This window comes from Leptospira fluminis, from assembly GCF_004771275.1.
Lineage (GTDB): Bacteria > Spirochaetota > Leptospiria > Leptospirales > Leptospiraceae > Leptospira_B > Leptospira_B fluminis.
In genome coordinates this window covers 71,117-86,584 of sequence record NZ_RQEV01000008.1, presented here as the reverse complement: position 1 = coordinate 86,584, position 15,468 = coordinate 71,117, and the positions used below count along the sequence as shown (strand labels likewise).

Sequence of the window (15,468 nt, the reverse complement as noted above, 5' to 3'; positions counted from 1 at the left end):
CGGGCGAAGGGGAAAGTGGCTTGAAGGTTTTTTTCCGAAAACTAGACTCGGTCTTTCTTAAGGAAATTCTATGCAACATTCAATCGAAGAAATCCTGCAAAGCATTTATCTCTTTTCGAGCTTTTCCAAGGACGACCTCTCCAAGTTGGCGGAAAAGACCAAATACACCATTTTAGAGCAGGGAGAATCCGTTTACCAGGAAGGAAACGAAGCCAAAGCGTTTTATGTAGTGATGTACGGCACACTGAGGATCATCACTTCCACCGAAAAAGGAACCGACGTAAACGTGACCACGATCGCTACCGGAGACCATTTCGGAGAATTTCCGTTTTTGGACCACGGGAAACGTGCCGGAACGGTGGAGGCCATGGAGCGTTGCGAACTGCTGGAAATTCCTTACGAGCATTTGCAAAAGACCTTGGACGGAGACAAGGAATTGGCTTTAAAATTCTACAAAAGTATCACTACGTATCTGGTTAAAAGAATGCGCTTATTGACCCAAGACCTTGCTTACGCGAGGGAATTGAAAAAACGATATTCCTGATCGGGACGATTCCAAATGAAAAAGATGCCTGTACGTTTCTCGCTCCTTCTTTCTATACTCGTTTTTACTTTCGTTTCCTGTTCCAACACCGTAGCAAGTCTGGCCTTCGGTTTCGAACGCTGGAAGGCGGGCTTAGAACGGAAAGAACTGAAGGTCAGTCCTTGGGACTGGACGTATTTGGAAGGTGGAAACGAAAAGGGGGAAAAGATTCTCCTCGTACACGGCTTCGGCGCTGACAAGGATAACTGGACTCGATTTTCCGCAGGTCTCACCAAAGACTATAGAGTGATCGCCGTGGATCTTCCCGGTTTCGGAGAAAATCTCAGGCTTCCGAACGAAGGGTATACCATCGAACAGCAGGTGGAACGGTTGGACCGGTTTACCCAAGGGCTCGGATGGGAGAAATTTCATATCGCAGGAAATTCCATGGGAGGCTGTATCGCCGGAGTTTTCGCGGCTAAACATCCGGAGAAAGTATTGTCCTTGGGAGTATTCGCTCCCGGCGGGATCAATAGTCCGGTAAAGAGCGAACTCTCTAGAAATATGGAAAAGGGAAAGAACACTCTGATCGTAACGGACCAGAAGGATTTCGAAGAATTGATGAAGTTCGTTTTCGTAAATCCTCCTCCGATTCCTTCCCCGATGAAAAGTTATTTTGCGGAAAAAGCCATTCAAAACGCTCCGTTCAATAAGGTGATCTTCAACGACATTCGAAAAGGATTTCCTTTACAGGAGAATATGAAGGAGATCCGGGCCAAGACCTTGATTCTCTGGGGGGATACGGATCGGGTTCTGAACGTTTCCGGTGCGGATGTTTTAGAGAAAGGAATTCCGGGATCGAAAAAGGTCATTCTAAAAGATGTTGGGCATGCTCCCATGCTGGAAAAACCGCAGGATGTCTCGCAAATCTACCGGAAATTTCTTTCCGAAAAGCCTTTTCCTTAAATTCGGATCCTACGTTCGGATTAGAACATATTTTCTCGGTCTTGGTGGTCGCTGTACGCACAGTCTACGGGCGGCTTCCTAATTTGAGATTCCTTCCGGAATTTGCGGGAAGTACGTTTCTTTCGCAAAAATAAATCGAGTAAAATGTCGAATTTACAGTAATTGTCAATAAGGGAGAACCGCTCCGTCTCCCTTAGGAGAGTGGAATGGCGTTTTCCTGGATTCGGAATTGGACTCGCAAAAAAAATCAGGCGATCGCTTCCGAATCGGAATTGCAATCCGTTCTTCCGGAAATAGCACAGGATCTGATATACCGTTTCGACATATCCGAAAAAAAAGAACTTCGCTTAACATGGGCAAACGAAAGCCTGCTGAAATTTTTTCAGTTCGATGGGCCTCTACCTTCGGAAGGAATCGAATGGGCTTCTTGGCCGACCGTCCCCCCCGAAGATCGGGAAATCCTGGAAACGAAAAAAGAGGCCTCTTTAAGAGGGCTTCCTTTTCAGGCCGAATACAGGGTCATTACCAAATCGGGCGAGACCGTCTGGATTCGGGACGTCACAAAGATATACAAGGATCCGGACGATTCCGAGTTGATCCGGATATATGGTTCCATACAGGACATCCATCTCCGGAAAAAGAACGAAATCGCTCTTCGAGATCAACTGGAATACATTCAAATTCTCTTGGATAGTACGGACGAATGGGTCGTCCAATTGAATCGTTCGGGAAACGTCCAATACGTAAATTCCTCCGGAAGGCAGGAGGTCAAAAACCAGTTCGGGATTTCGCTTTTCAAAGGAATCGAATTGTCCGCTTTGATTTCTCCGGAACATAAGGAAATATTTACCGCGCAATTGGCAAAAGCGTTTGCGGGAGAACGGGTGAAATGGCATTTCAGTCGCCTTTTTCCTACGGATAAAAATTCGGAACTGGAAGTTTCTTTCGCTCCGTTGAAGCGGGAAGGTACGATCAAAGAAGCGGTCGTTTTTTTGAAAGACGTAACGCTCCGAACCGTGTGGGAAACGGCCTTACTTGCGAGCGAGGAAAAATACAGAAAACTTGTGGAAGTTTGTCCGGACGGGATCGGACTCCATTCGAACGGAAAACTCCTCTATCTGAACGATTCCGGACTTAGGATCTTAGGGTATGCGTCTCCGCAGGAAGTGGAAGGGCGTCCGATTTCCGATTTTGTGCATCCGGAGTCGAGAGCGTTAGTGGCGGAAAGGATTCGTAAGTCCCTGGAATCCAAGGTCCAGGCGGCCCCCATAGAGGAAAAATTTCTAAGAAAAGACGGAACGGAAGTCTATGTGGAAGTCACCGGGATCGCTTTCCAGCAGAGAAACAGCGATTTTATGCAGGTGATATTCCGGGATATTTCGGAAAGAAAGAAGTCCCAGCAGGAAGTGACAGATCTCAGAAAAAAAATCATGCTCACGAACGATCGCCTTCAGGCGATTCTACAGGGCGTCAACGATTCCATCTGTGCGGTGGATATGGACATGAGGATCATGGCTTGCAACACTTCTTTCGAGCTTTTGGTCTGGAGGCTTTACGGAAAGAGGGTCACGGAAGGAAATTATATCACCGACGTATTCATCACGGATGCGAAAGAAAGAAACACTATCGTGGAAAACTGGAGCCGGGCGCTGAGAGGCGAAGTTTTCCGTGTGGAGAGACGTGTTTCCGGATTGATCGACGAAAATCTCGTGTTCGAAATCAACTATAGTTCCATTCGCGATTTTAGCCACAATATGGTAGGTGCGACCCAGGTGATTCGCGATGTAACCGAAAGATACCAATACGAAGAAACGCTGAGAATTTCGTTAAACGAAAAGGAAATGATGCTGAAGGAGATACACCATCGGGTGAAGAACAATCTCCAGGTGGTTTCCAGTCTGCTCAGTCTTCAAGCGGAATTCATGGACGATCCGAAATTGGTTTCCGTCATACAGGAATGCGAAAGACGGATCCGGTCCATGGCCCTTATTCACAAGGAGCTGTACCAGAACGAATCCATTTCGGACGCGGACTTCAGAGAATACCTAAACAATCTGCTGATCGCTCTGGTGCAATCGTACGGCGCCAATCGGAAAGTTAAGTATCTGGTCGAGTCCGAAGAACTGAAACTGAATTTGGATTACGCGATTCCTTTGGCTTTAGTATTAAACGAACTGGTATCGAATAGCTTGAAATACGCATTTCCGGGGGATCGGATCGGAAACATCAGGATCGCCATTTTTAGAGCGGACGAACGATTGATTTTGGAAATGAGCGACGACGGAATCGGATTGCCGCCGGGCTTCGATATACGAAAATCCGAGAGTCTAGGTCTTCAACTAGTCGGAATGCTTTTGGGAAAATTAAAGGCCGATTGGGAACTTCTCCCTTCCGAATCCGGCGCGCATTATAGAATCCAGCTTTCAGGCCTTCCTTAAAAGGGAAAAAGGTTGCCCGACTCGCGGCAAAGAAAAGCCTGTATAGCTAGTGAATTTAATCTCTGTAGACAAAATCTCCAAAACGATCGGGGAAAAAAAACTCTTCCAGGACGTCAGTTTCGGAGTCGACGAGCGGGAAAAAACCGGCCTACTCGGAATCAACGGTTCGGGCAAGTCCACCTTGCTGCGCATCCTTTTGGGCTCCGAAGAGCCCGACCAAGGAAAGGTAATCCGAAACCGAAGTCTTAAGATTTCTTTCCTGCCTCAGTTTCCGGATTTTTTACCGGAAAATACGATTTTGGAACATGTGCTTTCCGGAGTCGGGCCCTTGACCGCTACGATCAAAAGATACGAAGTCGCTTGCACCTTATTGGAAAAGGGCGGAGCGGATGCGGAAAATGAATACCAGAACGCGATGGCCGAAATGGACCGCATGCAGGCCTGGAGCTTGGAATCCGATCTGAAAAATCTATTAAGAGAATTGAATATTCCGGATTTTTCCAGAAAGATGGGAGAACTTTCCGGAGGAATGATCAAAAAAGTGGCGCTGGTCCAAGCCTTGACCGAAGAATCCAATCTGCTCGTTTTGGACGAACCTACGAACCACCTCGACATAGACGCGATCTTATGGTTACAGGACTATTTGAAGGAAACCGATAAAGCTGTCCTGCTCGTAACGCATGATCGTTATTTTTTAGAGGAAGTCGCCGGTAGAATCTTGGAGATAGATAAGGCCGTTTTTCGGGTTTTTCCCGGAAACTACGATCTTTACCTGGAAAAGAAGGTGGAGATGCAGATGGTGGAGGAAAAAGAGGAAACGAAGCGCAAGTCCTTTTTGCGGAACGAATTGGAATGGCTGAAAAGGCAACCAAAGGCGAGAGGGACTAAGCAAAAGGCCAGAACGGATCGTGTTTTGGAAGTGCTGGACAGGAAAAAAACCGGAAAGGATATCGTTCTGGATATTTCGGTTTCCGGGCGTAGGCTCGGAGGAAAAATATTAGAACTTAAAAATATTAAAAAATCCTACTCTTCTACTCTTATCGGAGGATTTTCCTACGTATTCAAAAGCAAAGAGAGGATCGGAGTCGTCGGACCGAACGGGGCGGGAAAGACCACTCTTTTGAATCTTGTGACGGGAAGAGAAAAGCCCGATTCGGGCGACGTGTCCATCGGAGTGAACACAACGTTCGGATATTTCGATCAGATGAACCGCGGGTTACCGCCCGAAAAAAGGGTCTTGGATTATCTGAAAGAGGAGGTGGCACCGACGGTTCGAATGGCGGACGGTTCCCTCTGGTCGGCTTCCCAATTTTTGGAGAGATTCCTTTTTCCCCCTCAATTGCAATCCACTAAGATCGAAAGGCTTTCCGGAGGGGAAAAGCGCAGATTGTTTTTGGTGATGCTGCTCATGCGTAATCCCAATTTTCTCGTGCTGGACGAGCCTACCAACGATCTGGATATCCCCACTTTATCCGTCCTCGAGGATTTTTTACAGGACTTTCCGGGAGTAGTGTTGGCGGTTTCCCACGACCGCTATTTTATGGACCGGGTAGTAGATTACATTTTTATAATGAATGGGGACGGGAACGTGGAAAGATTCCCGGGAAATTATTCCGATTATCTGGAATATAAGGCCTATAAGGAAAAGAACCCGGGCGATCAGGATTTTTCTTCCGAACCGGATCCTCCTTCGGCGGACAAATCTACAGTCGCGTCGAAAAAGAAGCTGGGCTACCAGGAAAAAAGAAGACTGGAACAACTGGAAAAAGATATTTCAGAATTGGAGTCGGAGGAAAAGCAGATCGTAGAAAGACTTCAGACTCTTCTTCCTCCAAACGAGGCAAAACTTTCCGCGGAGAGACTGAAGCGGATCCAAGAGGAATTATTCGAGAAGGTTGCGGAGTGGGAAATCCTCGCTTCCAAGGAGTCTTAATTTTTAGAGCGGGTCCGGACTTGATTCGGATTTTACGGTCGTATCGATACCGCTGAAGCAGGTCGTTCTACCGTTCAAACGGCGGAGAAAGTGTGACTGAAGCCTTTTACCAAGAGAATTGCACCCCGACTTCTACCCGCTGCCGTAAATATTGTTGGTTTGTGGAGGCGTAGGTAAAGCCGTTCGAATCCCTTTCATTTCTGAGCAGGGGAGACCAGGTGGCCGTCTTGTCGGTTCCTTCTATTTTAACCTGTCTTGTGCCGGGAAAGAAAGCGGCGTCCGCTAAATTCGCGAGATACAGGACGGCCAGAATTCCGATAGAAATTTCGACTTGGTGGTATGCGGAAGAGGCGACGCCGAGTTTGGAAGGAATCTGAAAATAATTGATCGCCGCCAAGGGGTAGATCGCTATATTTCCTGTCTGGGTAATCGCGGAACCTAACATCAGATTCGTTCTTCTGGCCGCGTCATAATCTTTGACCGCATGAAGATATTCCTGGCCTTTTAAATACGTGAACGCACCTGCGGTAGCGACAAGGATCGGAAAGGCAAAGGATCTAACTTTGGATTTGCCCTGGTACAATTGTCCCCATCCGGGTAGAACCGCGGATCGCGCAAGCGCGCCGTAATCGAAACGGAAAGGTTCCTTGGAGGAAGGTTCTTGGGGAAGGTATTGCCTCTGCAGTGCCGCCAACCGTTCCGGGGTCTCCGCGACCACAAGGAAGGCTTCCGTTTCCGTCACCTTGTTTCTGGGATTTTCCAGTCTTAGGGAAACGCTTCCTTCCGGGATCTTTTTCTTGTCCAAGGAAACGATCAAGGAATCGGGTTCCCTGAATTCCACGGACTTGATAGGAAGTTCTTCTCCATTCGAATTTTTTAAAGTGATTTTCGTGGCTTCGTTCAGATATCTACCCTTGATCTCCAATACTTCGGGAAAATCCTTGGCCAAGTAAGCGTTCCGGGCGGAGGAAGTCAGGACGGGAGGTCTGGACAAGATGACTTCGAAGGGGATCCAAGTGGAAAATATGGAAACCCTACCGTATCGATTCAGGACGCCGATCCTGTGCTCATAGGTTCCGGGTTTTAGATCCACGAAGATCTGAGTCGCGTTCGTTTTTTGCCTCGTGATTCTCCCGTTTGTATCCTTGATTTCCACCAAATAGCCGTTTGCATCCGGGATGGAACTCCATTCCAACTTGGCACCTTCTTCCGCGTCTTTGGCGGAGGAGGATGCGGGCAAAAAGAGACAGACGGCCGCCACGAGGGAAAAAAGAGAAATGCGGATCGTATTTCGAAACGGTTTATTCGACATAAATTGCCTTCGGAGTCAATATATCGGGAGCCTTAAAGCTGGCCGAAACGACTACCGCGAATTCCCGGGAGATCGGAAGGGTTGTGCGAGAATTCCCGGATTCGTCCTTGTATTTTGCACTCAGCCTCCACTGGTATTTTCCTTCCTTTAATCTGTACAACTCCCGAAATTCGTAGGTTTCTCCCTGAATTTCTTTTTTAAACACCGATTTCCAGTTTTTTCCTTTGGATTCCAGAAGTTCTAATACGTAACCGTCCGTTTTTCCTTGCGTTTCCCAGTAGAAGGCCAGGCTTTCTTTTTCTTCCAGATCGATTTTGTCGCGTTCTCTCGGATAGGTCGGAGACACAAAAGGGGCGGAGTCCGATGTTTTAAAGGAAGCTACCGGACTGGATACCAGAGATTCTCCGCTCGGAGAAACGAGAGCCACCCGCCAATAAAAATCGCCGGGAGCGGGTAACAGTATGGAAACGGAACCGGATCGTACTGTGGACTCGGATAGTTTGGATTGAAAAGAGGAATCTCGGGAAACTTCCACACGATAGAGTCCGCTCGGGTCGGGACGATCCCAACGAAGGGTCATCCGTCCGTCCGAAGGGTGGCCGGATTGGGTTCCATCTTTCGGATACGTAAGTTTTACCGAATCCAATTGTTTCAGCAGGAAGGATTGGGAAACGGACTCACGAGCGCCGCTCCCTTCCTGGTTTCCTTTGACCCTCCAATAATATACTCCCTCCAGCCAGTCGAAATTCGGTTTTAGGAAATTCGCGGACGTAGATTGAGAAAAAAGGATTTTATTAAATTGGGAATCGGAGGCGATTTCCAACGTGTAAGACTTGAATTCTCTCCCGGAAGACCAACTGAAAAAGGAATTTCCGGATTTAAAAACGCGAAGGCCGATTTCCTCTCCGGCCAGTGGTCTATGGAGCTTAGGAGGTTCCGTCTCTGCGACCTTGCGAATGGAAAAGGGGACAGTTGAAGAGCTTTCCTCCGAAAACCCTTCCTTATCCGAAGACATCCGAAGCCTGGCGAAATAATTACCGTCCGATTTCGGTTCCCATTTCAAAAAACCTGATTTCGATTCGGATTTGAAGGCGATCTGCTTGAACCCGGGATCTTCCGCGACTTCCAACGTGAATTTGGAAGTCGGATCGGAGACGGACCATTGGAAACGGATTCCGGGAATTTCGGAGGTATAGGAAAATACTTCTTTAGGAGAAGGAGAGATCAATCTGGGACTGACCCAAGGGAGAATTCGAACGGAGCGGACAGTACTGGATTCCTCTTTCCCCGTACTCGGATTCACGCCCGAGACCCTCCAAAAATAGAGTCCTGCCGAAAGATTCGCGGTTACCTCCGGAAGATTCGAGGAATATTTCCGTAAACCGGATCGGAAGGAGGCGTCCTTGGCCAATTCCAATTTGTAGTTTTTGACTCCTTTTTCCGGCTTCCAAGTAAAGAATACGGAAATGGATTCTCCTTTTAGAGGAAGATTCTTTCCGTCGTTCGGACTTAACTGTTCTAAAGTCAAGTTTCGAACTTCGACCTTATTGCCCTTTAATTCCGCGGCTTGGTTTCCCTTTAGGACGTTTTCTCCGTTCGAAGAGACGACTTTCGCCTCCCCGTTTTTGACTTCCAGATTCAGGGCCTGGTCCTCGTTTTTGGAAAGACTTACGTTCGAGTTCGCAAGTGAGATCTTTGTGTCTCCGGAGCTGATTTGCAGGTTGTTCCCGCCTCCGCTACTCGTCGCCGACAAGGAACCCGCTACGAAGCTGATTTTGTCGACGTCCTCTATCAGTATCATGCTCCGTTCGTCCATTCGTATTTCCGTGGAGTTGTCTCCGTCCTTAAACAATAGGACGGCCTGAGATCCTTCTTCCGTACGAATGGTATCCCTGTATCTTACCGGGTCGTTCTGGTCCAGTTCTTCCCAAACCACTTCGGAATCGAGTTTTCGAAGTATCTTCAACTCCTTGGATTTCAATTCGCCGACGATCTTATTGTTTCCCCGTTTTTGTCCCGCGTTCGCATAAAGATACAACAAGGAGGAGAAGAATAGCAGTAGCAGAAGTAAGCCGGTGACTACGTATCTTCCGTCAGTCAAGTATCTCATACTTCACTTCCTCTTCCGGATCCCCGCTCTTGCCCGCTTTTTTGGCGTCGAACTCGATCCCGAGGAGCTTGCGCAGTTCCACCACGGAAGCCGGGGTCTCCGGATCGTCCTTTCTTCCCAGGACCGCATAGATCACTTGGGGCTCCGTCTTTCCCTTCACTTTGATGGACTGCATCTTTTCGACGGAGAATATGTCTTTAACGAAATTATAAAGATCCTGCGTTATGAGTATGTCCGTTCCGAAGGGTTTATTCAGCGCTTCCACTCGGGAAGCCAGGTTCACCGCGTCTCCGATGACCGTGTATTCCAATCTTTCTTCGGACCCGATCTGCCCCGCGATGACCGGACCGTAATTCAGGCCGCAACCGATCCGGATCACCGGCCTTTTGTCTCCGCCTCTGCCTTGGTTGAATCTTATTAGCGCCTTCCGCATCAGTAAGGCTCCGTTTACCCCGTTTTCGGCGTCCTTTTCCCCGGAGGATTTCAGAGCTCCCCAAGTGGCCATGATGGCATCTCCGATGAACTTATCCACGATTCCGTGAGTTTCGTTGACGCAACGAACCATTTCGGTCATGTATTCGTTCAGGAATTCCACCACCTCTTCCGGTTGGAGTTTTTCGGAAATCGCGGTAAAGGAGCGTATATCGGAGAAAAAGATCGTGCACATCTTCCTTTCTCCGCCTAAGGTCAGCTCCTTGTTCAGAACCATTTCGGCGATCTCTTTGTTGACGAAACGACCTAGAGCGTCCTTGACCTTTTCCCTTTCCTCCAAACCCTTACCCATGTTCACGAAGTAGTCGGTCAAAAGTCCCACTTCGTCTCTCGTAGTGGATTTGATATCGATCTTGAAATTTCCTTTAGCGATTTCCACCGTCGCTTTCAGAAGAGATAATAAAGGAATCGTAATATTTCTAGCCAGAAAAAAGACCACGATAAGAGCTGCGCAGAGCGCGATCGCCATGATGAGAAGGTTCTTGGTCTGGATCCTATAAACCATTTCGAAGACTTTTTCCTCCGGAACGGTGACGATCACCCCCGCGCCTCCGAAACCCACCTTCTGAAAGGACCCGTAATATTTCGTGCCGAGGCCGTCTTGGTATCTGGTCTGCTGACTGTCTTCCCGAACGGCGGAAAGCATGGTCTCGAATATAGGAAGATCGGCTAGATTCGTCTGAGAAGCCAGGAGTTGAGGATCGTAGTGAGCGATTAGATCCCCGTTCCCGTTGACCAGGAAGGGTACGTTAATATCTTGTTTTTGGAATGCGCTTAATAATCTTTCCGACCGCAGGACGTATACGAGTATACGGCTTTTGGACGCATCCGCCACGGCTATGGAAAAGGCCGGTTCCTTAAAATCCGCCGTAAGATTGTCGATGCGTCCCTCGGAGTTGAGCGCCTTTAATAAGGTGTTTTCTTTTTCACGGATCGCCGAGTCCAATTCTTCCCGGGTAGCCGAGATCCCTTCCAGATAGGAATCGTTGTACAGAACGATTTCCTTTTTCAGATTCGCGCCCTGGACTTTGTAGATTCCCACGAGTAAAAAATCGGGTTCGTTCCGGAAGAATAGGTCCGCATATGCGCCCGGGCCGCGAGGGTCCAATAATTTTTCCGTCAGCGACTTTCCTTTGTCCCGTATGTCCTTGAGATCGGACTTCACTTTAATGCCTAAAATATTTACGAGGGAAAAGTTCGTCTCCAATACCCGGATTTCATAATTCTTTTTGAATTCGCTCGATGCGTAAAGGATCACCGTGGAAACGGTGAGCGTTAATAATAGGGAAATCACCCCCATCAATTTCAACTGGAGAGGAAGCCTTGCTCGTGTTTGTTCCGTGGAAGTAGAAGGAGCGGGAGGCTCGTTCGGAGCCGCCGGTTCCGGAGTTTTTGCCGGAATCGTCGGAGCCGATGCGGCAGGCGTTTCGTCCGATTTTTTTTCGGCTTTAGGTTCTACGGAAGCGGTTTCCGGGACGGACTCCGAGATGATCTCGATCGGAGACTCTCGTTTCGGTTTTTCTACATTCTCTTTTTGTTCCGCAGGATTTTCCTTCCGTTTGCCGTTGGATTGGATCCTAGGAACTTGCTTTCCCGGAACTTGGTTCTGGAACCCTTGTCCCAGGTTGATCTCTTTAACGGAAAGAGGAAGCTCCCGCAAAAAAAGGGAAAATTCTCCGCGATGGATTTCCGGAATGTCGCGTGGAGGTTTTTTCCGGGAGAGAAAATTTCTATACTCGTTCAGGAATCTGGACTCTGAATCTCCTGACAGAGAAGAAAACCAGGAACCCAATTCCCCGTTTTGCAGATTCGGGTGAGCGGAGAGCACCATTTTCGAAAGAAGTACTTCCCACCTTTCGCTCCATTCTTCCGGAACTAAAAACAGAAGGTTGCCTCTTCCGACGGAATGGAGAAGTTTCCAAGTGGAAAAGAAAACGGATTCGTTCGTCTCCGGTCCCGGAGGGATTTCTAATGCGAAGAGTTTCCAGTCTTCCCTATGTAAGGTCTCTTCCAGAGTCGTGACCAGGGGAGAGCCGTTTTCCGAAAAGACGCATACCACGGATCGGATGCCGCGTTCCGCCCAAGAGAAAATGATCTCTTCCGATAGGGAAGATTCGGAAGGAGATTGTTCCCAAAAGGCCACCGAACCCCCGGTTCCAAATGGAATGTATTTGATCGAAGATCCCATCATTTGTGTACCGGAAAATGCAAGAAATTCGTTTCCGAACGCCTCAGGTAATAAGGAAAATACTACGCCCTGTAGCGGAAAGAAATTTCCGAGCCTCCTCTGTTAAATTATCGGTCCGAAAAGATTGGATATTAAAAAAGTGAGCAAATCTTCCCGGAAGCGAAAAGGGGAAACGGTTGATTCTCATGGAAGAAGCAAAATTCTGCCCAAGGGAGGAATCCAATGGCTCTTGCAAAGTTTATCACAAATCGCGGAACTTTTTCCGTTATGTTAGACACTGAAAAGGCACCTGTCACGACCGGAAATTTTATAGAACTAGCTCAAAAAGGGTTTTATAACGGCCTGGTCTTTCATCGGGTGATTCAAAATTTTATGATCCAAGGCGGTTGTCCAAACGGAACCGGAACCGGTGGTCCGGGTTATAAGATCAAAGACGAATTTCATCCGGACCTGAAAAACAAAAAGTTTACGATTTCCATGGCAAATGCCGGACCGAATACGGGAGGATCTCAGTTTTTCATCAATGTCCGGGACAATCTGTATCTGGACAACCGACACGCAGTCTTCGGACAGGTTTCCGAGGGAGAAGATGTGGTACTGCAAATTTCGGAAACGGAAACCGGCCCGGGGGACCGTCCTTTGCAACCGGTGGTCATTGAATCTTTGGAAATCATTTGAGGGAAAGTTCGTCTGAAGTTTTCCAAAATTATTCAGTTGCAATGGAATTGACGGAAAAAGACTTGTAAAATCCTCATTTTTGCCATAATTTGAACTGACACTTCCGAATCTCGTGAAGCGCAGGGTCAAATTATGGGAATTTTACACGAAGCATTTTCACCTCTTCCCGTGATTCCGGTTCCGGGAGGAGAATGCTATAAGTCCAGACTAGAATACATTTTAAATTCCGAAGCGTTGATCCTCTTTTCCACCGACAGGTACGGTCGGATCGATTTTTTGGAAGGTGAGGGATTGGCCCGGACCGGATTCCAAAGCGAAGATCTCGTCGGAATTTCTATCCAGGAGTTGGATTGGACGGCGACCGTCCGGTCCGGAAACGCGGGCTTACGAATCTTTAGTCCGAGCCAAATTTTAAAATCCGTTCTGCAAGGAGAAGAAGTAGAGGCGGAGGCTAAATTTTCCGGCAGGATCTTTCGGAGCAGATTTTCTCCCCTTCGCTACGAGAGCGGAGAAATCCAAGGGATGATCGGGCTCAGTCTGGACATCACCGAAGCGAAAAAATCCGAACTCGCCTTTGCGCAATCTTCCCGGGACTTTCGAACCGCTATCGAAGGCCTGCCCATCGTCGTTTTTTCTTTCAATCCGGTTGCCGTGATCACTTTTGCGGAAGGAGGAGGTTTAAAACGCCTCGGACTCCTCGCGGAAGATTTGGTCGGAAAAAATATCTTCGAAAGAAGTGAAGGTGACCCTGAAAGCATGCAGGCGCTCCGAGCCTCTTTAAAGGGAGAAGAATCCAGATACACTCTCCGGATCAAAGGCCGTTCGTTCGAGACGAGGCTCTATCCCAGGTTCGACGAAAAGGGGAGGATTACCCAAGTCTTGGGAGTATCGAACGAGATCACCATTCGAGAAGCTTTCGAAAAAAGGATCGCGGAAAGTGAATCAAATTATCGTAATTTATTTGAAAATAATTCTCAAATCATGTTCCTATTCGAGTACGACTCCTTAGCGATTCTTAAGGCAAACGGAATCGCAAAATCCGCGTACGGGTACGACGGAGAGGAGTTTCTCCGAAAGACCCTATCGGATCTGATGCCGCCGGAAGAGTTCGGACAGTTCACGGATCGAATTCGAGGAACCGGATCGAGACCGAATTTCATTCCGGAAGTCCGTCACCTGAAAAAGAACGGAGAACGGTTTTATGTGGATATTACGGCGACTCGTTTCGAATTTAACGGTAAGGATTGCGTTTTGGTCGCGGGCGCCGAGGTAACGGAAAGAGTCCAGTCGGAGCGGGAAAAAAGATTCAACCTGGCTATTCTTTCCCAAATCAGCGACGCGGTGATCGCGCTCGATTCGGAACGTAGAATCATCTATTACAACAAACCTGCGGAAGAGATGTACGAGATCGAGTGGGGGTACAATCCGATCGGAAAGCCTTATTCGGAATTGTTTCGGCGGGATTGGATGTCCGAAGAGAATAAGAGAGCCGTTATGGAGGAATACGAAAGGTACGGACAGGCTAGCGCCGAGGTCATTCACATCCTTCGCTCCGGAAAAAGGATTCGAATCGACTGCAATTTCAAAAAAATCAAGGACGAGGATGGAAACGATATCGGATCCGTCATGGTCATCCGGGATATTACGGACAAAGTCCGGGTCCGCGAATCCCTGGAACGAGCGATCAACGATCTGGAGACCACGAACCAGGAATTGGAACAATTCGCATACGTGGCTTCCCACGACCTTCAGGAACCCTTACGTACCATCGCCAGCTATTTGCGACTTTTGGAGAGGAGATGTTCTCCCCAGTTGCCGGAAGAGGGCAAGGAGTTCATTCAGATCACGGTCGATGCGGTAAAGCGCCAGCAAAATCTGATAGAGTCCCTGTTGAACTATTCGCGGCTCGGAGCAAAAATCGAAGTCTGGGAAAAAATTCAGACCGAGAGTCTCTTAAAGGACGTTGTCCACGATCTATTCGCGGGTCTCAACGCCGCGGACGTGGATTTTCGTTTGGAAAGCGAGATGCCGGTCATCGTAGGAGGGCCGGAGCAGATCCGCCAACTTTTCCTGAATCTGATTACCAATGCCGTTAAATTCAGGAGCAAGGAGAGGAGACCCGTTATTTCGGTTTCTGCTCGGGAAAGTCGGGAGGAATGGGAATTCAAGGTGGCCGACAACGGTATCGGAATGGATCCAAAATACTTCGATAAGATATTTATTATATTTCAAAAATTGCATTCTTTGGGGGAATATCCCGGGACCGGTATCGGCCTTTCCGTTTGCAAAAGGATCGTGGAAAACCATGCCGGACGCATTTGGGTGGTTTCCGATGAAGCCCGCGGATCCGAATTTTTCTTCACTATTCCTAAAAGGGGAAGCGAATGACCCTGATCGCTAAGAAAACGTTCGATATCCTGCTCGTGGAGGACAACCCCGCCGACGTTCGTCTTACGCTGGAAGCCTTAGGGGAGATGCCGACGGAAAAGAATCTGATTGTGGCCAAGGACGGAGAAGAAGCGATCGAATACGTTAAGGGAACCGGAATGTTTTCGGGAAACTCCAAACCCGATCTGATCTTACTCGATTTGAATCTCCCGAAGAAGAACGGATTCGAAGTGCTTCAGGAACTGAAGACGGATCCGGTTCTTTGCAGGATACCCGTAGTCGTGCTTACGACTTCCAATTCGGAAAGGGATATTCTCGCAACCTTCAGTCTACACGCGAATTCGTACATCCAAAAACCGGTAGAGTTCGGAAACTTCGTGGATGCGATGCGCTCTCTTAGAGTGTATTGGTTCGAAACTTCCAGCTTGCCTCCCAAATGA

10 protein-coding genes are annotated in these 15,468 nt (G+C 48.2%); 7 read left to right on the top strand and 3 right to left on the bottom strand.

What is annotated here, in order from left to right; all coding sequences use genetic code 11:
* Positions 1 to 70: 70 nt before the first annotated feature.
* From EHO61_RS07230 to EHO61_RS07215, 4 genes are all read left to right on the top strand, one after another.
* On the top strand, positions 71 to 544 hold the full coding sequence (locus EHO61_RS07230; RefSeq protein WP_135812957.1) for a cyclic nucleotide-binding domain-containing protein: 474 nt from the start codon (positions 71 to 73) through the stop codon (positions 542 to 544).
* Positions 545 to 559: 15 nt separating this feature from the next.
* The gene (locus EHO61_RS07225; RefSeq protein ID WP_135812956.1) at positions 560 to 1,489 is read left to right on the top strand and encodes an alpha/beta fold hydrolase; all 930 of its coding nucleotides are present in this window, start codon (positions 560 to 562) and stop codon (positions 1,487 to 1,489) included.
* A 206-nt stretch (positions 1,490 to 1,695) separates the two neighbouring features.
* Positions 1,696 to 3,927 carry a PAS domain-containing sensor histidine kinase gene (locus EHO61_RS07220; RefSeq protein ID WP_135812955.1) on the top strand — a complete coding sequence of 744 codons (2,232 nt, stop codon included), beginning with the start codon at positions 1,696 to 1,698 and terminating at the stop codon, positions 3,925 to 3,927.
* 49 nt (positions 3,928 to 3,976) lie between these two features.
* Complete coding sequence (locus tag EHO61_RS07215; RefSeq protein ID WP_135812954.1) at positions 3,977 to 5,860, top strand: ABC-F family ATP-binding cassette domain-containing protein; 1,884 nt, start codon at positions 3,977 to 3,979, stop codon at positions 5,858 to 5,860.
* Positions 5,861 to 5,966: 106 nt separating this feature from the next.
* Here EHO61_RS07215 and EHO61_RS07210 read toward each other — a convergent pair whose 3' ends face one another.
* The 3 genes from EHO61_RS07210 to EHO61_RS07200 are packed head-to-tail and all read right to left on the bottom strand — an operon-like array spanning position 5,967 to position 11,962.
* Entirely contained in the window at positions 5,967 to 7,172 is a 1,206-nt protein-coding gene (locus EHO61_RS07210; RefSeq protein WP_135812953.1) for an LIC11435 family protein, read from the bottom strand.
* A complete protein-coding gene (locus tag EHO61_RS07205; protein ID WP_135812952.1) occupies positions 7,162 to 9,282 on the bottom strand; it encodes a FecR domain-containing protein in 2,121 nt (706 codons plus the stop codon). The genes EHO61_RS07210 and EHO61_RS07205 overlap by 11 nt, the downstream gene beginning before the upstream one ends.
* On the bottom strand, positions 9,266 to 11,962 hold the full coding sequence (locus EHO61_RS07200; RefSeq protein WP_135813130.1) for an adenylate/guanylate cyclase domain-containing protein: 2,697 nt from the start codon (positions 11,960 to 11,962) through the stop codon (positions 9,266 to 9,268). The genes EHO61_RS07205 and EHO61_RS07200 overlap by 17 nt, the downstream gene beginning before the upstream one ends.
* Positions 11,963 to 12,184: 222 nt before the next feature.
* Between EHO61_RS07200 and EHO61_RS07195 the strand changes: the two genes are divergently transcribed.
* From EHO61_RS07195 to EHO61_RS07185, 3 genes are all read left to right on the top strand, one after another.
* Complete coding sequence (locus EHO61_RS07195; protein WP_135812951.1) at positions 12,185 to 12,640, top strand: peptidylprolyl isomerase; 456 nt, start codon at positions 12,185 to 12,187, stop codon at positions 12,638 to 12,640.
* 132 nt (positions 12,641 to 12,772) lie between these two features.
* Complete coding sequence (locus tag EHO61_RS07190) at positions 12,773 to 15,028, top strand: PAS domain-containing sensor histidine kinase (RefSeq protein WP_135812950.1); 2,256 nt, start codon at positions 12,773 to 12,775, stop codon at positions 15,026 to 15,028.
* Entirely contained in the window at positions 15,025 to 15,468 is a 444-nt protein-coding gene (locus tag EHO61_RS07185) for a response regulator (protein WP_135812949.1), read from the top strand. The genes EHO61_RS07190 and EHO61_RS07185 overlap by 4 nt, the downstream gene beginning before the upstream one ends.